We start from the raw sequence: 17,614 nt of genomic DNA, 5'->3' as shown, positions 1-17,614 counted from the left end.
CGCCGTGGCCACGGGTGGATCACATGAGGGATTCCCTCGTTGTGCAGCCATTTTCAGAGGAAAATTGAACAGGGAGGCGGGGAGACGGGGAGTATCTTCAAGATTCCCTCCCCGCCTCCTCGCCTCCCTGTGATTATTTTCCGAAGAATTCGAGGGGATGCCTCGGGTGGATCACATGGCTCTCGCCTCGTTGAAGCGATAGACCACCGTCCCCAGGGCGTGCACGTCGCCCGTCGCCGGGCTCGTGACGGTGACGTCGATCCAGTGCACGCGGTCCTTGTGCGCGCGGACGGCGGCGCGCGCGACAAGATCCGCCGCCGGCAGAGGCCCCAGGATCTGGGCGTGCAACGCGATGGTGGCTCCGCCTGCCCCGGCCGTCGCCGGGACGACCGTCCATGGACATGTGGCTCCCGCCGCGTCGAGGAGCGACAGGACCGCGCCCTCGTGCACGCCGCCGGCGCGGTCGAGGTTCACCGGCGCCGCGCTCAGGGAGAGCGCGACGGCGCCGCGCGCCGCGCCTGCGAGGCTCACGCGCCGGCGCGATAGAAACGGGCTCGCCGCGATCGCCTCCTGGATCGCGCTGACGACCTCGGGCGACGCGCTGTCCAGCGGGCGTTCCGAGGGTCCTGCGATCTCTGCCGGACCCGGCGAGGTGCCTTGACGGACGATCGAGGACGCGAGGGCGATCGCATTGCCGTCGGCGTCGGTGATCCGCGTCTCGAAGAACTCGAGCTCGCGCGCGCGGCGCACCGAGCGGGTCTCTGCCACCACCGGTTTGCGGGCCGCGCGGACGTAGTCGACGTGCAGCGATACGGTGCTGAGCTCCGCGGGGGCCGCACCGCGCACGCGAATCGCCGAGAACGTCGAGATCGGAACCAGCGACGCCAGGGCGCCGCCGTGGAGGTGACCGAACATCGTGTTGCGCTCCTCGAACGGCAGGGCGAGGACGACGGCGGCCTCGCCGGGCTGCAGCGAGACGGCAAGGTCGCGCGCGTAGGGCGCGTCGATGGGCGAGGGGGAGATCTCGTTCGTCATGGGGGCTCCTCGATAGCGTGCCAGCAGCGGTGAGGAAATCGGGGGAGATGCCTGCCGCTGTCCGGCTGCTGGTCGTGACAATCGACGCCGCGATCGCGCGGTGGTGCGCGCGGCCCCTCAAGGCCGCCAGCATCACCGTTCCTCCAACCCCCCGAGCTCGCCAGCCCCTGGCATCGGGCACACCCGGGCGCCCCGCAGGCGCGCGATCCCGCTGATGAACCCGGGCGGCGACGTAGCGACGTACGATAGCCTCCCCATCGTGGATCCATCCGACCCCGTGGCCCGGTACCTTCCGACCCTCGGGCGCGCCCGCGCGGAGGGCCTCGCGCTGCCGCCTGGCGACCCGGCCGAGGAGCGCCGCGTGGCCGCGCTGGTGGTGCTCGCGTCGATCGTGCGCCGCGAGGGCTGGGCCGAGGTCGTCGACCTCAGCCCGGAGGCCGCGCAGCAGCTCGAGCGGGGAGAGCCGCCGCTCCCCGACGCCTTCGACGCCCGCGTCCACCGGCGGCTGGCCGAGGACCTCGGCTCCCGGCCCTGCCCCGCGTGCCTCGGCGCCGCCATGGGGCTCGCGGAAGCGCGGGCCGCCGGCACAGCGCCCGCCCGCTGCGCGTCCTGCGACGGAGGCGGCCGCATCCGGCGGGTGCGCCTCCGCCACGTGCACGACCGCCTCATCGAGGTGCGCGAGCTGTACGCCCCGCCCGAGATGTCCTTCGTGCCCGCCCTGTTCCCGTTCGAGGGCACCCTGAAGCGCTCCCTGGGCGCCGCCGATCCCCCCGAGCCCCTGCGCTGCCTCGACCTCCGCCCCCGCACGGTGCAGACGGCCTACAGGGGCGGCGGCGACCGGGTGGTCGAACCGGAATTTCACAAGCACCGATTTGCCGGCACCATCGAGTTCGCGGCGGCCGCCCTCGCCGCGCTCGCCACCGGCGGCCGCGTCGTGGCGCAGGCGGTGCGCGCCTACGCGTGGCCGCTGCTCTGGCTCCGCTATGGCCCCGGCGACCCCGCGCGCGACGTTGTCGTCTTCCCGGACCTCGCCGGCGCGCTCCAGGTCTTCGCGGGCGCGGCCGACGGCGGGCACGAGGGCGCGCCGCGGGAGAAGCAACCCGCACGCGGATAGGCAGGCTCCCGCCCGCGCCCCCCTCGCCCGCCCCACCTCACTCGGCGGACGACGGCCGCGACGTCGGACCGGGCTGGATCCCCGGCTCCCCCGCCTCCACCCTCCCCTTCGCGGGATCGAACGACCGCCCCGTCCAGAGCCCGAGGACGAACCAGCCGAGCAAGAGCGCGCCCAGCGCGAACGCGGTGTCGCCGAGCACCCGCATCCAGCGCAGCGTGTCCATCAACCCCGTCTGCAGGAACTCCGCCGACCGCGCATACCAGGTCCCGTGCTCGACAGCCGCCCACGCCTGCAGCAGACCGATCGGCAAGAGGCTCAGGAGCACCATCGCGGCGAGGCCGCCGTTGATCAGCCAGAACGCGGCGGCGACCCCGCGCTCCTTCCACGCGAGCCCGGGCCGGAGCGCGCGCAGACAGAAGAGCATCAGCCCGAGGCCCAGCATCCCGTACACGCCGAACAGGGCCGTGTGGCCGTGCACGGGCGTCGTGTTGAGCCCCTGCATGTAATAGAGCGCGATCGGCGGGTTGATGAAGAACCCGAACAGCCCCGCGCCCACGAGGTTCCAGAACGCCACCGCCACGAAGAAGTAGATGGGCCACCGGTAAGCGCTTATCCACGCCGCCCGCTCGGTCCCGCGCGCGATACGGATGTTCCCCCACGCCTCGAAGCCGATGAGGACGAGCGGGACGACCTCGAGCGCGCTGAACATGGCGCCGAGCGCGAGCACCTCGCTCGGCACCCCCGTGAAATAGAGGTGGTGGAACGTGCCGATGATGCCCCCGGCGAGGAATATCACCGTCGAGAACAGCACCGCGCGCGTCGCCGGCGCCACCCGGATCAGCCGGAGACGCGCGAAGAGGAACGCGATCACGACCGTGGCGAACACCTCGAAGAACCCCTCGACCCAGAGGTGAACGACCCACCAGCGCCAGTACTCGGCCGTGACGAGCGGGCTGCGCTGCCCGTACATCAGGCCGGCCGCGTAGAAGAGCGGGATCGCGAGGCTCGCCAGCGCGAACAGGAGCAAGAGCGGGCGGCTCTCGTCGCGGCGGGCGAGCGCCGGGCGGAGCGCCCGCATCATCAGCCAGAACCAGAAGACCAGCCCGCCGAAGAGCAGGATCTGCCAGAAGCGGCCGAGATCGACGTACTCGTAGCCCTGCGCGCCGAACCAGAACCAGTAGTCGCCGAGCCGCTGCTGGATGCCAAGCCACTCGCCCGCGAGCGAGCCCACCACCACGAAGAGCAGCGCGCCGAAGAGCACGTTGACATAGACCCGCTGCCCCCTCGGCTCGACGCCGCCCACCGCGGGCGCGACGTAGAGCCCGGTCGCGAGCCACGACGTCGCGATCCAGAAGATGCCTATCTGGACATGCCATGTCCGCGCCACGGAGTACGGCAGCCAGCGATCGAGCGGGATGCCGTAAAAGCCCGACCCCTCCACGCCGTAGTGCGCCGTGATCGCGCCGAGCGCCACCTGGACGACCCAGAGCGCCGCGACGACGAAGAAGTACTTCGCCGTCGCCCGCTGCGAGGGCGTCGGGCTCAGGCCCAGCAGCGGATCGCGCCCGGGCGGCGCCGCTGTCTCAGGCTCGTGCTCCCTCGAGGCAAAATACCACACCATCCCGCCGACCCCGGCGAGGAGCAGGACGAAGCTCACCACGCTCCAGACCACCGCCCCGCCGGTCGGCCGGTTGCCGACGAGCGGCTCGTGCGGCCAGTTCTGCGTGTACGAGACGGTCTCGCCGGGGCGCTCCGCGGCGGACGCCCAGGCCGTCCACCAGAAGAAGGCCGCCATGGCGCGCTGCTTCTCGGCATCGACGAGCGCGCCCCGCGGGATCGCGTACTCGTCCCGGCCGTCGCCGAAGACGCTCGCGTAGTGCGCGGCGAGCGCCTCGAACGCCTCGGCGCGCGCGGGATCGATCGCGATCGTGCCCTGCGCGGGGTCGTAGGTGTTCCGGCGCATGCGCTCCTGCAGCCGCGCCTGGAGGGCCGCCTGCCGCTCGACGTCGAGCGCGGCGAACGAGGAAGCGCCCTGCTCCCGCGCCCACCGGTCGAGGACGAAGACGGCCTCGCGATGGAGCCAGTCGGCGGTCCAGTCCGGCGCCACGTAGGCGCCGTGCCCCCAGATCGAGCCGATCTCCTGGCCGCCGATCGACTGCCAGACGTTCTGCCCGTCCTGGATGGTGCGCCCCTCGAAGAGCGTGCGGCCCTCGGTCGTGACCACGCGCGCCGGGATGGGCGGCCCCGCGAGGACAGCCCGGTACCCGACGCCCCCGAGCACAGCAAAGGAGGCCAACAGGACGACCGCGAGGGCTATCCAGAGCTTTCGGTACTCCATTCATTATCTCCCGTCTCGTTCGCTCCTCACCCTCGCCGCGCACCGAGCGCGCAGCGGAGCGGGGCCGGGAGCATACACGAAATGGACCGGCGCGACGCCGTGGCCACGGCGTCGCCGGACCGGCGGCTCTCAGGCACGCGGCGTCAGGGAGCCAGCCGGCTCATCCTTCCGGACGAGGGAGCCGAGACGCGGTGTTCGGCCCAGGCGCCGTCACCGCACGACGTGCAGCATCCCCATCATGCCAGCGTCGGCGTGGTCGAGGATGTGGCAATGGAACATCCACATGCCGGGCCGGTTGTCGTAGCGCACGACGAAGCTCGCCGCGCCGTCGACAGGCACGTTCACCGTGTCCTTCCACTCCAGCGGCCTGGCCGGCCGACCGTCGGCGCCGAGCACCTGGAAGAAGAAGCCGTGCAGATGAAAAGGATGGTCGAAGACCATCGTGTTCTCGACCGTCCACACAGCGGTCTCGCCCACCGCCGCCACGAGCGGCTCCGCCTCCCACGAGGGGACGCCGTTGATGCCCAGCACGAGCTCGCCCGGGCCATCCTGCTGCGTGAGCTGCAGATCGACGCGCCTCGCCGCCCCCGTGTCGAGCGGCTCGATGGCCCGCGCCACCGCGGGGAGCGGCTCGTCCTCGGCCGCGGGCTCGTCCGCGAGGCGGAGCCTGAAGGCCTCGACCTCGGGCCGCCCGAAGGTGGCGCCATAGCCGCGATCATAAGGCACCCAGCGCACGGGGAGCGTCGCGCCGGGCGCGCCGCGCGGCTCGATCAGCACGTCGGCGCGCTCGCCGGGGGTGAGCACGATGCGGTCCGTCTCGACCGGGTACTCCAGCAGCCCGCCGTCGCCGCCGATGCGGGTGAAGCGGTGACCCTCGATCGCGAGCTGGTAATAACGTGACCTGGCCGCGTTGACGAGCCGCCACCGCTGCCGCAGCCCGGCGCGCGCCTCGATGACCGGGTTGACGCGGCCGTTGACGAGCAGGAGGTCACCCTCGCGCCCGAACAGCGTGCCGAAGTTTCCGCCCGTGTTCGGCGACACAAGCGAGCCGTCGTCCTCCACGCCCATGTCGCTCAGCACGAGGACGAGCTCGTCCCCGAGCGCCGCGGGCTCGGCCGGATCCTCGACGAGCAACGCGCCGTACAGGCCATTGCCCGCCTGCGCGGCCGAGTCGACGTGCGGGTGATACCAGTAGAGACCCGCGTCGGGGACGACGAAGTCGTAGGTGAAGCTGCCGCCCGACGCTGTCTCGGGCTGGCTGTGCCCGGGCGCGCCGTCCATCTGCGCCGAGAGCCGGATGCCGTGCCAGTGAATCGTCGTGGGCGCCGGGAGCTCGTTGCGGAAATTCACGATCACCCGATCGCCGACCCGGGCGCGGATCATCGGGCCAGGGATCCCGCCATCGTAGGTCCAGGCCGGCGTCCGCAGGCCGGGGACGATCTCCAGCTCCTCGACGCGCGCCGTCAGATCGACCTCGACGACATCGGCCCTGGCATCGAGATCCAGCGCCGAGCGCAGCGCCACCGCGCGATCCCACCCCTCGGGCTGAGACGGCGGCTCCCCTGCGCAGCCCGCCGCGGCGGCCACAAGCAAGAGACAGAGAGGAAGCTTTGTGTTCTCGCTCGACATGATGCGCGTCGAGCTTACCACCCTGTCCAGGGCAGAAGAAGGACGCCGTACCCGCAATAATTGCCGTGCTCGCGCCGCATGACACGCTGCGTGACGAGGTGATCTCGGCGCTCCCCGGCGCTGCTCGGCCCTGCCCGAGCCCCGCCGGGTGCTCGCCGCCCATGAGCAGCCGGCGACCGTCATTGTAAATTTCCACGAGCTCCGGCCCCCGGAGCACGATCCTCGGGAAGCTCGAGCCGAGGACGATGCGGACCGCTGTCTCCAGGCTCTGCGACAAGCGCTCGACAGGGCCGAGCGGCGTCGCGCCCCAGCCCTTCGCCCGGCAGAGCGCGGCCAGCGCGCGAGCGCGCGCCGGCGAGCGAGCTCGTCAGACGTAGCGCCCGACCGCGTCGAGCAGCGCGATGAGATCGATGGGCTTCTTCAGGATATCGACATGTCCGAGCTCGGTCGCGCGCGGCGCCGCCCCCGCCGTGAGCACGATCACGGGGACATCGGCGATCGCGGGCGTGCGGAGCTGCTCTGCGCGGAACGCGTATCCATCCATGACTGGCATCATCAGATCGAGCACGATGAGCGCCGGAGTCGGCGCCTCGCGGAGCCGGGCCAGCGCCTCGGCGCCGTTCCCGGCCGTCATCACCTGATAGCCCTCGTCCAGCAGGACCTCGACGAGCGCCTCGCTGACGCCTCGATCGTCCTCGACGACGAAGATCATGCCCGCTCGCGAGGGGCCACTCCCCAGCTCATGTCCGCGTGAGACATCCGCGCTGTCTCCCCCGCGCGCTCCGTTCGAGTCCATCGAACGACCCCATAAGCCTTTCCTCCGCAGCCCGCAATTCGATTCGCGCCGCGCGGGTCGTGGCACGCGCCGGCGGAGCGACCCTGGATGCGCTCATGACGGTACGCGAGGCGGGCTCTTCCGCGTCGGCGAGGCGCGCCCCTGTCGCGAGGACCGCGGTACGAGGTCTGCATGCGCGCAAGGCATGAGCGCGCACGGCATGAACGTCGCCGTGATCTTCTATTCTCTCCACGGCGATACGGCCGCGCTGGCTGCCGCCGTCGCGCAGGGCGCCGAGCAGGCCGGGGCGACCGTGCGGCTCCGGCAGATCGAAGGCCTCGCGCCGCCGCAGGACAGGTGGAGCTCGAGTGAGCGGATCCGTGCCACGCGGGAGCGACTCGCGTCCGTCCCTCTCGCGCGGCACGCAGACCTGTTCTGGGCGGACGCAATCGCCCTCGGCTCGCCCGCGCGCTACGGCGCGATGAGCGCGGAGCTCCGCCGCTTCCTCGACGGATCGGGGCAGCTCGCGGGAGACCTCGCCGGCAAGGTGGCCTGTGTGTTCTGCTCTCCGTCTCCGATCCAGGGCGCCCAGCGCGCTGCGCTCCACGCAATGATAGCCTCGCTCCTCCGCCACGGGGTCATCGTCCAGGCCCCGGCCCGCGCGCAGATGGATCCGGTGGAAACGACGAGCGCGGCGGCGCGTCGCGGCGCGCCCGGGACGAACCTCGAGGAGGCGCCGGGGCTCGATCTCGCCCCGGCGCGCGCCCTGGGCCGCCGGCTCGCGCTGCTCGGGAATCGGATTCACGGATAGGCGCGGAGACCCGGCCGATCCGTCGGCCTGTGCCGTGACCGCGCCGTCGCCTGGAGCCCTGGAGTCCCGGACAAGGGCGCAGCAAATCAGCAGGAGCTCGCCTCGCTTTGCGTCGCACGGGAAGAGCGCGCCCGCGATGGGCTGTTACACCTCGGTACCTCGCTACTGGTCGGAACCGATGGACTGCCAGGGATGGCCCTAAGGGGTCGCCGGCGCTCACCTCAGCCGTAGACAGGAAGAAAGCTCAACCATCCAATGAGCGCACAGGCTCAGCGCAAGACCTATCGCCCTTCGCCGCCGCGGCGCGAGGGAAGGATATCGAGGCTCTCCCTGAGGAGCACCGCGCAGCGGCTCGCCGCGCCCAGCCGTTCGGCGGGCGCGGAGCGGCTCCGGTTCTTCCTCCGGGTGGGCGCCTATTTCAAGGGCGAGTGGGCGCGCATCGGGGCGCTCTCGCTGCTGGTCTGCGTCTCCATCGCGATCAGCCTGCTCCAGGTGTGGCCGGTCGCCGTGATCGTGGACCTCATCTCGAGCGGGCCGCGCGAGGGGGACCTCGTCCACCGCCTGCTGCTCGCGCCGCTCCCGGACAGCCTGCTCGGCCGCGTCCTCGGGCTCGCGGCGATGACGCTCGTGCTCCGCGTGGCGCAGGAGTTCGTGGGCATGGGCCGCGCCCTGCTCAACTTCCGCATCGGCTACGGCGGGCTCATGCGCGTGCGGTGCGACGTGTACCGGAAGCTCCAGGCGCTCCACATCGGCTACCACCGCGCGCAGCCGCAGGGCGACGCCCTCTACCGCCTCAACCAGGACGCCACCGGGTTCCACGGGATCCTCAACGTGGCCGTCTCGGTGCTGGGGAGCGCGCTGACGCTCGCGGTCATGCTCTGCATCATGGCCGCGCGCAGCCCGGGGCTCACGCTGCTCGCGCTCGCCGTGGTGCCGCCGCTGCTCCTGACGAACGTCAAGTTCGGCCGCGCGCTGCACCGGAAGTGCACCGAGGCGAAGGAGGTCGAGAGCCAGCTCACGACGTCCGTGCAGCGCTCGATGGCGTCGATCGGGCTCGTCCAGGCGTGCGGGCGCGAGGCGGACGAGGAGGCGCGCTTCCACGCGACGCTGGGCCACAGCGTGAAGGCCTGGCTCAGGCTCCACCACGACGAGCTCCGCCACACGCTCACCGTCGGCTCGATCCTCGGGCTCGGCGGCGCGCTCGTGCTCGGCTATGGCGGCCACCTCGTTGTCGAGGCCCGCGCGGGCGCCGGCGACGCCGGCATGACGCTGGGCGCGCTCACGGCGTTCCTCGGCTACCTCGGGATGCTCTACGACCCGCTGTGCAAGCTGACAGGCGCCGGCGCCGCGGTGCAGGGCGGCGTGGCGGGCGCGCAGCGCGTCTTCGAGGTGCTCGACCGCGACCAGGCGGTGACCGACGTCCACGACGCGGCCGCGCTGCCGCCCGAGCCGCGCACGCTCTCGCTCGAGAACGTCGGGTTCGAGTACCGCCCCGGGCACCCGGTGCTGCGCGGGGTCGACGCGACGATCCGACCGGGGGAGATGGTCGCGTTCGTGGGCTCGGCCGGCGCCGGCAAGACGACGCTGTTCAGCCTGCTGCCGCGCTTCCACAACCCGACGCACGGGGCGCTGCGGCTCGACGGCATCGACACGCGCGCGGTCCGGGTGGCCGACCTGCGCCGGCACATGGCGATCGTCCTCCAGGACTGCATCCTCTTGCCGGCGACGATCGCCGAGAACATCGCCTACGGCCGCCCGTCCGCGACCGGCGCGGAGATCCGGAAGGCGGCCGAGATGGCGGGGGCGGCGGGCTTCGTCGAGGCGCTGCCGGACGGCTACGGGACGCAGATCGCCGACGGCGGGCTGAACCTGTCCGCCGGCCAGCGGCAGCGCATCGCGATCGCGCGCGCGCTCCTGTCGGGCGCGCCCATCCTCATGATCGACGAGCCGACCGACGGGATCGACGCCGAGCACGAGCGGACCCTCGTCGAGGCGCTGCGCGCGCTGAAGGGCCAGCGCACGATCATCCTCATGAGCCACCGCCTGAGCACGGTCGTAGGCTGCGACAAGATCTTCGTGATGGAGCGCGGCCGCATCGTCGAGCACGGCGCGCACGCGGACCTCCTGCGGCGCGGCGGCGTCTACACCGCCATGGCGCGCTGGCAGCACCTCCACACAGGCCACGCCGGCGCGCGCCCCGAGGCCCGGCCCGGCCCGCGCCGCGCCCACCCGGAGCCCTTCCGCGGCGACGACGCGCTGATGGGCTGATGGGCTGAGGGGCTGAGGGGCTGAGGGGCTGAGGGGCTGAGCCGGACGGAAGCCGCGCTTTTCGGCCCCGCCCGGCGCCCCGGCGCGCCCCCGGACGTGGTAGAGGTCCGGGAGCGCGCGCCGCGCCTGGCGCCGGATCGCCATCGATGCTGCGGGCCACGAACATCGACAGCTTGAGCCGCGAGACGTTCGACGTCCTCGTCCTCGGCGCCGGGATCAACGGCGCTGTCGCGGCCGCCGCCCTCGCCGGGAGGGGCGCGAAGGTCGCGCTGATCGATCGGGGCGACTTCGCGGGCTTCACCAGCCAGGAGTCGTCGAACCTCGCCTGGGGCGGCATCAAGTACATGGAGAACTTCGAGTTTCCGCTGGTGCGGAAGCTCTGCGTCTCGCGGAACCTCCTCCTCCGGAGCTACCCCTCGACGGTGCGGGAGATCCGGTTCTACACCGCGCACGAGCGGGGCTTCCGGCACGGCCTGTTCAAGCTCTTCCTCGGCACCTGGCTCTACTGGATCATCGGCAACTTCTTCACGAAGATCCCCCGCCTGCTCTCCCGCCGGACGATCGCGCGGGAAGAGCCCATCATCAACCTGGACGGCTGCGACGGAGGATTCGAGTACTCCGACGCGTACCTCGTCGACAACGACGCGCGGTTCGTCTGGGGGTTCGTCCGCGCCGCGATCGATCGCGGCGCGTGCGCCGCCAACTACGTCGAGTCGCTGGGCGCGCGGCGCGACGGGGACGGGTGGGTCACGCGGGCCCGCGACGTCCTGTCGGGCAGGGAGCTCGCCGTGCGGTCGCGCGTGCTCGTGAACGCCTGCGGTCCGTTCGTGGACGCGCACAACGCGCTCACGGGGCAGCGGACGAGCCACCGCCACATCTTCTCCAAGGGCATCCACCTCATCGTGGAGCGGCTGACCCCGAGCCGGCGCGTGCTGACGTTCTTCGCGGACGACGGCCGGCTGTTCTTCGTGATCCCGATGGGCTCGCGGACGTGCATCGGCACGACCGACACCCGCGTCGAGCGCCCGCTGACCGAGGTGACGGCCGAGGACCGCCGCTTCGTGCTCTCCAACATCAACAAGCGCCTCGACCTGCCCCGGCCGCTGACCGAGGGGGACATCATCGCCGAGCGCTGCGGGGTGCGCCCCCTGGCGGTGGAGGACGGCGGCGGCGCGGCGGACTGGCTGCAGCTCTCGCGCAAGCACGTCCTCGAGGTCGACCGGGCGCAGGCCCACGTCAGCGTCTTCGGCGGCAAGCTCACCGACTGCATCAACGTGGGCGACGAGGTCTGCGCCGCCGCGCAGGAGCTCGGCGTCGCGCTGCCCCGCCCGGCAGCGCGCTGGTACGGCGAGCCGGACGAGGCGGTTCGTCAGGAGTTCTTCCAAAGGGCGCTCCAGCTCGACCTCGACGCCCTGACGCCGCCGCGCGCCTCCGAGAAGCTGAGCGCGCGCCTGTGGCGCCGCTACGGGGCCGACGCGCTCGATCTGCTCGACGAGATCCGGCGCGACCGGAGGATGGCCGACGCGCTGATCGACGGGGCGGACGACGTGCGGTGCGAGATCGCGTATGCCGCGCGGCGCGAGATGGTCGCGAAGCTCGAGGACTTCCTGCGGCGGCGCACGAAGATCGCGCTCCTGATCCGCCGCGAGGAGCTCGCGCGATCGCCCGGGCTCCGGGAGGCGTGCCGGATCCTGTTCGGCGACGACGCCGACCGGCGGCTCGAGGAGTACTTCGAGGAGCGCGGCGCGCAGCGGGCCGCGACCGCGCCCGTCGCGGAGCTGCCGCTCAGGTAGCGCCGCGCGCGGCGACAGCGCGCGCTCACCCACGAATTCCGCTGCTGGTGCGTGGTCATGGGAAGTCGTCGACCCTCCCATCCACCATCGCTCTACATGTAGGCCAACGAGGCAGCTTCGGGGGGATGTAGGTCGACGAGGCAGCGTCGAGGGAACCTGCGGTTGTCATCTCCCACTTCCGCCGGGCGGGGCGCCGCCGATCGTCGGCGCGCCACCGCGCCCCGCTCACCATTCGTCGCCCGCGGGGCCGCGATGGCGCGCTGATCCACGCGGCGGCGCCCGCCCTGTGTTGTCGCCCTCTCCAACGTCCCCATTCGCCAAGCTGATCGGATCGCGTGGCCCTTCGATGGCATGCTTGACAAGCAGGGTTGGCCGTCGGGTACGCTACCCAATCACGATGACCGGGAGGACATGAGGAGCTTGAAAAGGATATGCAGGCGCTCCACACGGGCACGGCGGTCAGCGATTGGGGCGGCCCTGGGGCACCTCGCGTGTCAAGCGCGGATCGCGTACCGCTGGATGTCATCGTGTGCGCGGCAAGACAATGATTCGGCGGCTTCGGTTCGGTCCCGCTCGCTTCGCTCCCTGATCAGCCTCCTCGGCGCGCGCCATCGGCGCGAGGAGGCTCCCCGCGGGCCGCGCCGGATCCTCCGGCCCCAGCGCGCGCCGGCGCTCCTGCTCGCGGCGGCGGTGCTCGTCGGGTGTTGCCTGCTGCTGCTCAGTCCGCCCACCACCGCAGGCCCCGAGGTCACGCTCTATGTTTATGCGGTGACGCCGCTCCGCGCTCGAGCGCTCGAGCAGAAGATCGAGGACTCGATGCCCGGCGTCGATGTAACGGTGTTCGGTAAGCTGAGCGACTTCAAGACGGCGCTCGAGACCAGCCCGCCGAACGCGGCGCTCTCGCCGAGGCCGGTCCTGGCTTCGCTCAACCGAGGCGCCGACCTCCAGGGCATGAGGGCGGGGAGCGACGCGGAGCAATACCTCCTGATCTCGACGAGGGCGTTGACCAGGGAGATGTTCTCGTCGCTGAGGTACGGGATCGTCGACCTGGTCGAGCGAAAGTCGCTCCCTAAGTTCGTCGCCGGGCTCCTCGGCGTGAGCGTCGCGCCGGAGGTCCAGCGCGTCACGAAGATCGAGGATCTGCTGCAGCTCCTCCAGTTCCAGACGGCCGACGCGGTGCTCCTCCCGGAGCGGTTCCGCGCTGATTTCGAGTCCAAGAGCAAGATGAGCTTCACCATCCTGAGCCTTTCGACAGCCAAGGTAGGCCTCGTGGCGGTCACGTTCCTGAGCGATCGTCACTCCGTCGAGCACGCGATCCGGAGGCTCCCGAAGCACGTGATGGCCGACCTGGGGGTGGACGAATGGAAATGAGGTCGACCCGCCGGCGCTCGCTGTGGCGAGCCTCTGCCCTCGCGGCGCTGATGCTGGCGCTGAGCTGCTCGTCGGGCACGGCGCAGCAGGTCGCCGCGGATCCGGCGCCGCCGCCCGAGACGCCGCCCCCGGACGGGAAGCCCGTCATCTCCATCATCGCTCCCGCGGGCTCCCAGCTCGACGGCATGCTGGAGTCGCTCCGCGTCGAGCTGTCCGACGACTACCGTGTCACCATCTCTCCGCTGCGCGTCGAGGAGTCGAGCCCCGATCTCGTGGGGCGGATCGTGGCGCGAGATCGCCCGCGGGCGGTGGTGCTGGTCAACAACTCGACCGTGCTCCTCTACCGCAACTGGGCGCGCGCCACGCCGGCGCCGCCGGTCGCGCTGATCCTCATGGCGTCCTTCGCCGAGGAGCTCCAGCGCACCGTCCCCAACTCGGTGGCGATCTCCTACGAGGTGCCGGCGGTCACGGCCATGGTGGGGTTGCGCACGCTGGGCCTCGATGTCCGTCGCGTCGGCGTCGTGTACCGCCAGGGCTTCGCCCGCCATATCGCCCGGCAGGAAGACCTCATGCAGGTGGAGAAGCTGACCTTCGTGAGGCAGGAGCTCTCGAACAAGCCGCACGTCCAGGACCTCCGCGCCGCGCTCGTGCACCTCCACCGCGCCGAGGTTGACGCGATCTGGCTGCCCAACGACAATGGCCTGCTGAGCCCGAAGTTCCTGACGAACGTCTGGCTCCCTTATGTGGGTCGGCTCGACGCGCCTGTGGTCGTGGCCGTGCGCTCGCTCGTCAACGAGCACGCGGAGTTCGGGACGTTCGCGGCCATCCCCGACACCCAGGCGCTCGCCGTGCAGGCGGCGGATCTCCTCTACGAGCTCGCGGAGGAGGACTGGAAGCTCCGGGCGTCGGACGTCCGGCTGCCCATCTCCGTGAAGCGCCTGGTCGACGTGCGGCTCGCGCGGCGGTTCGGCCTTGATTCCAGTCAGTTCGGGCAGGTTGACTTTCTGATCGGGCGGTGAGCGCGCATCGCGGGAATGGAGGAGCCATGCAGTTACTCTCTCAACCGGACACATGGTGTCGAAGCTACCGGCGGGCTCGGACCATGGCGCGCCCGGGTGACGGCTCGACGCTCCCACCCCCCCGAGGGCGTCGCCTGCGCGGCTCGCTACCCTGGAGGGAGCGCTCATGATCCGGGTGCTCGTGATCGATGACGACGACATCGCCCGTGAGGCGATGTGCGCCATCCTGGTCAAGGCTGGTTACTATGTCTTCGAGCTGGCCACGCCCATCGGCGCGACGTCGGTCATCAAGCGCGACGGGATCACGGTGGTCGCGCTCGACATCAACATGCCGACCATCAACGGCGACAAGCTGGCCAAGCTGCTCCGGGAGAACGCGCAGCTCTCGAACCTGGGAATCATCCTCGTCTCCGGCTGTGACGTCGAGCAGCTGAGCGCGCTCGGCGAGAAGGTCGGCGCCGACGGTATCGTCTCGAAATCGAAGCTCCACGTCGCCCTGGCGCCGGCCGTCGAGCGCGCGGCGGCCGCGCGCGCCGCGAAGAGCGTCGCGCCCCACGCCTCAACGTCGTCCCTCCCCGCTCCCCCGTCCTCGGTGAGGCGTCCTCGATAAGCATGGTTACCCCGAACACCAACGGGTCGCTCCGCCTCAAGCTGCTGCGCCTGATCCTGGGCGCGCTGCTGCTCCTCGGCGGCGCGACGCTCCTGTCGAGCGGCGCGCTCATCTATTCCACGGATCGCGAGGTCCAGGCCAAGCGCGAGGAGGAGCTCCTCGGCAGCCTCGAGGAGAAGGCCCGCCTGCTCGGCTTCAACCAGGCGCTGGCGCTGCGCAGCCTGGTGGCGGACAACCTGTTCGGGGACGTCAAGGCGCTCATCTTCCAGACCGTCTCGGAGAACAACGACATCGCCTATGGCCTGTTCTTCGACGCGGAGAACCGGGTCTGGGCGGCGAGCGGACTCGGCCAGGCGGCCGGCCCCAAGGACGCGCCCGCCCTCACGGCGAAGGATCTGCAGGCCCTCGGGATCAGCACGGAGCACCACCCCCGGTCGGTGCTGAGGCGGCGGCAGAACCCCATGGGCGGCAGCGACATCCTGGAGGTCGCGGCCCCGGTCGTCACGGAGGGGACCCACGCCGGGACGGTGATCTACGGCATCAGCACGAAGAGCGTCGTCGAGCGCATGGTCCAGGCCCGGGAGCTCGCCAGGAGCCGGCTCGTCACAACGCTCGGGCTGATCGGGGCGCTGATCCTCGGCAGCGTCGCGGCCAGCTATTTCCTCGTGAAGCGGGTCGCGGTCCACATCACGGAGCCGCTGTTCGCGCTGCGCTCGGCGGCGGGCGCCATCGCCAACGGGCTCCGCTCGAGCGCGCCGCCGTCCCAGACGACCGGCATCGAGCCGAAGCAGTGGGAGCGCGTCCAGATCAAGAGCGGCGACGAGCTCGAGCTCCTGGGCGAGGCGTTCAACAGCATGGTCGAGGCGAACGAGCAGGCGTTCGACGAGCTGCGCGTCAAGACGGAGCAGGCCCTCGAGGCGTCCCGGCTGAAGAGCGAGTTCCTCGCCAACATGAGCCACGAGATCCGGACCCCCATGAACGGGATCCTCGGGGTCATCCGGCTCATGCAGAACCAGCCGCTCGACGGCAAGATGCGGCGCTACGTGGAGACCGTCGACGCCTCCGCGAACACGTTGATGGCGATCATCAACGACGTCCTCGACTTCTCGAAGCTCGAGGCCGGCAAGTACGTGGCGCAGCACGTCTCCTATGATCTACGCCTCGTCGTCCAGGAGGTCGCGGAGCTGATGGCGAGCCAGGCGCACGAGAAGGGGCTCGAGCTCGTGTACCGCGTGGAGCGCCGCGTCCCCACCGGCGTCGTGGGCGACCCCGACCGGTTTCGCCAGGTGCTCACCAACCTGGTCGGCAACGCGATCAAGTTCACCGACCGCGGCGAGGTGCTTGTCGACGTCGCGGCGCCGCAGCAGGACAAGAGCTCTGCGCTCGTCAAGGTCGCCGTCGTGGACACCGGCCCCGGCATCGCCGCCGACGACCAGAAGAAGCTCTTCGCCGCCTTCACGCAGGTGGACGGCTCCATGGTCCGCAACCACGGCGGCACGGGCCTGGGGCTCGCCATCAGCAAGCACCTGGTGGAGGTCATGGGCGGCGAGATCGGCATCGACAGCACGCCGGGGCAGGGCAGCCGGTTCTGGTTCACGATCAAGGTCGGCGTCACGGCCGGGGGCGAGCAGATCCGCTCCGCCGAGTGGGCGAGCGGGCGGCGCGCGCTGGTGGTCGAGATCAGCAAGAGCTGGCGCGATGTCGTCGTGGAGCATTTGGTGGCCTGGGGCTTCGACGCCGAGGCCACGACCTCCGGCAGGGACGCGATCAGCCGGCTGGAGCTCTCGCTGCTCGAGAAGCGGCCGTTCAGCGCCGCCGTCGTCGGCGTGCAGATGGACGATCTCGACCTCGAGGCCTTCCTCCGCACCATCCAGTCGGTGCCGGGGCTGGAGAGGCTGCCCGTGGTGGCGCTCTACCACATGGGGTCGAGCGTGGCGCTGACCGGGCTCGAGTCCACCCTTGTCACGCAGCTCCCCAAGCCGCTCCGCGTGTCCGAGCTCTACAACACGCTGCAGAGCGCGCTCACCGGCGCCAAGATCGCGCCCGTCAGCAAGCCCGGCGTGGAGCCGGGCAAGATCGCGAGCAAGCTCCCCGTGCTGGTCGTCGATGACAACGAGATCAACCGCTACGTGGCGATGGAGCAGGTGGAGCAGCTCGGCCTGCGCGTGGAGACCGCGTGCAACGGCCTGGAGGCCCTCGAGTGCATCAAGCAGAAGCGGTACGTCGCCGTCCTCATGGACTGCCAGATGCCGGTCATGGACGGATACACCGCCACGCAGAAGATCCGCGAGTGGGAGCGCGAGAAGAATCGTCACACAGTGATCATCGCGCTCACGGCGCACGCGCTGGTCGGCGAGCGGGATCGGGTGCTCGCCGCGGGGATGGACGACTACCTGGCCAAGCCGGTGCGGCCCCAGTCGCTGCAGAAGACCCTGTGGCGGCACGTTGTCCTGCACCGGGACGAGCCGGAGACGGCGCCCGCGCTCACGAGCGGCGCGAGGGAGCCTGCGTCCCTGCTCGTGCTCGATCCCGAGGTCCCGCGCTCGCGCAAGCTGATCGAGCTCGTCCTCAAGAACGTCCCGCAGCAGCTCGACGGCCTGGAGGCCTCCCTGCGGGCGTCGGTCGTCGCCGAGGTGAAGGCGAGCGCCCACAAGCTGAAGGGCAGCATGCTCTCGATCGGCGCGTCGCGCGTCGCCGAGCTGGCGGAGAAGATGCAGTTCGCGGCCGGCCAGGGCGAGCTGCCGGCGACGGGCGATCTGGCGCGGATACGTGAGGAGTTCGCCTCCGTCAGCGTCGCCCTGAAGGAAGAGCTCGCCGCGACAGCCCAGGCGACGTGACAAGCAAGTGCGCC

At 71.1% G+C, this 17,614-nt stretch carries 12 protein-coding genes; 8 read left to right on the top strand and 4 right to left on the bottom strand.

Annotation, left to right across the window (positions count from 1 at the left end; translation table 11 throughout):
- Positions 1–171 precede the first annotated feature (171 nt).
- A complete protein-coding gene (locus WMF42_RS06420; protein ID WP_437690887.1) occupies positions 172–1,035 on the bottom strand; it encodes a hotdog fold thioesterase in 864 nt (287 codons plus the stop codon).
- Positions 1,036–1,294: 259 nt separating this feature from the next.
- Here WMF42_RS06420 and WMF42_RS06415 point away from each other — a divergent pair, with 259 nt between their 5' ends.
- Positions 1,295–2,149, top strand: a complete 855-nt coding sequence (locus tag WMF42_RS06415) for a hypothetical protein (RefSeq protein ID WP_437690885.1) — start codon at positions 1,295–1,297, stop codon at positions 2,147–2,149.
- A 37-nt stretch (positions 2,150–2,186) separates the two neighbouring features.
- On the opposite strand, the gene WMF42_RS06410 is transcribed toward WMF42_RS06415, so the two are convergent.
- From WMF42_RS06410 to WMF42_RS06400, 3 genes are all read right to left on the bottom strand, one after another.
- Positions 2,187–4,487 (bottom strand): nitric-oxide reductase large subunit, encoded by a 2,301-nt coding sequence (locus WMF42_RS06410; protein WP_437690883.1) that lies wholly within the window; start codon positions 4,485–4,487, stop codon positions 2,187–2,189.
- A 210-nt stretch (positions 4,488–4,697) separates the two neighbouring features.
- Positions 4,698–6,116, bottom strand: coding sequence for a multicopper oxidase family protein (locus WMF42_RS06405; protein WP_233560980.1), 1,419 nt, complete (start codon positions 6,114–6,116; stop codon positions 4,698–4,700).
- 367 nt (positions 6,117–6,483) lie between these two features.
- Positions 6,484–6,828 carry a response regulator gene (locus tag WMF42_RS06400; protein ID WP_061605563.1) on the bottom strand — a complete coding sequence of 115 codons (345 nt, stop codon included), beginning with the start codon at positions 6,826–6,828 and terminating at the stop codon, positions 6,484–6,486.
- A 268-nt stretch (positions 6,829–7,096) separates the two neighbouring features.
- On the opposite strand from WMF42_RS06400, the gene WMF42_RS06395 reads away from it, so the two are divergent.
- The 7 genes from WMF42_RS06395 to WMF42_RS06365 all read left to right on the top strand — a co-directional run bounded on the left by WMF42_RS06395 (position 7,097) and on the right by WMF42_RS06365 (position 17,600).
- Positions 7,097–7,702: an NAD(P)H-dependent oxidoreductase gene (locus WMF42_RS06395; protein WP_233560981.1), complete on the top strand. Its 606-nt coding sequence runs from the start codon at positions 7,097–7,099 to the stop codon at positions 7,700–7,702.
- A gap of 255 nt (positions 7,703–7,957) precedes the next feature.
- Entirely contained in the window at positions 7,958–9,970 is a 2,013-nt protein-coding gene (locus WMF42_RS06390; protein ID WP_437690880.1) for an ABC transporter ATP-binding protein, read from the top strand.
- 146 nt (positions 9,971–10,116) lie between these two features.
- Positions 10,117–11,763 (top strand): glycerol-3-phosphate dehydrogenase/oxidase, encoded by a 1,647-nt coding sequence (locus WMF42_RS06385; protein WP_437690878.1) that lies wholly within the window; start codon positions 10,117–10,119, stop codon positions 11,761–11,763.
- A 690-nt stretch (positions 11,764–12,453) separates the two neighbouring features.
- The gene (locus tag WMF42_RS06380; protein ID WP_233560982.1) at positions 12,454–13,134 is read left to right on the top strand and encodes a hypothetical protein; all 681 of its coding nucleotides are present in this window, start codon (positions 12,454–12,456) and stop codon (positions 13,132–13,134) included.
- Positions 13,125–14,153, top strand: coding sequence for a hypothetical protein (locus tag WMF42_RS06375; RefSeq protein WP_437690876.1), 1,029 nt, complete (start codon positions 13,125–13,127; stop codon positions 14,151–14,153). Before WMF42_RS06380 ends, WMF42_RS06375 begins: the two co-directional genes overlap by 10 nt.
- Before the next feature lie 166 nt (positions 14,154–14,319).
- Positions 14,320–14,763, top strand: a complete 444-nt coding sequence (locus WMF42_RS06370) for a response regulator (RefSeq protein ID WP_061605567.1) — start codon at positions 14,320–14,322, stop codon at positions 14,761–14,763.
- Between the two features lie 2 nt (positions 14,764–14,765).
- Positions 14,766–17,600, top strand: a complete 2,835-nt coding sequence (locus WMF42_RS06365) for a hybrid sensor histidine kinase/response regulator (RefSeq protein WP_061605568.1) — start codon at positions 14,766–14,768, stop codon at positions 17,598–17,600.
- Positions 17,601–17,614 lie beyond the last annotated feature (14 nt).

The sequence above is a fragment of the Sorangium sp. So ce176 genome (assembly GCF_051519835.1).
Taxonomy (GTDB): domain Bacteria; phylum Myxococcota_A; class Polyangia; order Polyangiales; family Polyangiaceae; genus Sorangium; species Sorangium cellulosum_G.
The sequence above is the reverse complement of the archived record's forward strand: the minus strand, read 5'-3'. Positions and strand labels throughout refer to the sequence as shown.

Bases quoted from the DNA above. Each gene is read 5' to 3' on its own strand.
- WMF42_RS06420 (WP_437690887.1), bottom strand. From the start codon at position 1,035: ATGACGAACGAGATCTCCCCCTCGCCCATCGACGCGCCCTACGCGCGC.
- WMF42_RS06410 (WP_437690883.1), bottom strand. From the start codon at position 4,487: ATGGAGTACCGAAAGCTCTGGATAGCCCTCGCGGTCGTCCTGTTGGCC.
- WMF42_RS06405 (WP_233560980.1), bottom strand. From the start codon at position 6,116: ATGTCGAGCGAGAACACAAAGCTTCCTCTCTGTCTCTTGCTTGTGGCC.
- WMF42_RS06400 (WP_061605563.1), bottom strand. From the start codon at position 6,828: ATGATCTTCGTCGTCGAGGACGATCGAGGCGTCAGCGAGGCGCTCGTC.
- WMF42_RS06395 (WP_233560981.1), top strand. From the start codon at position 7,097: ATGAGCGCGCACGGCATGAACGTCGCCGTGATCTTCTATTCTCTCCAC.
- WMF42_RS06390 (WP_437690880.1), top strand. From the start codon at position 7,958: ATGAGCGCACAGGCTCAGCGCAAGACCTATCGCCCTTCGCCGCCGCGG.
- WMF42_RS06385 (WP_437690878.1), top strand. From the start codon at position 10,117: ATGCTGCGGGCCACGAACATCGACAGCTTGAGCCGCGAGACGTTCGAC.
- WMF42_RS06375 (WP_437690876.1), top strand. From the start codon at position 13,125: ATGGAAATGAGGTCGACCCGCCGGCGCTCGCTGTGGCGAGCCTCTGCC.
- WMF42_RS06370 (WP_061605567.1), top strand. From the start codon at position 14,320: ATGATCCGGGTGCTCGTGATCGATGACGACGACATCGCCCGTGAGGCG.
- WMF42_RS06365 (WP_061605568.1), top strand. From the start codon at position 14,766: ATGGTTACCCCGAACACCAACGGGTCGCTCCGCCTCAAGCTGCTGCGC.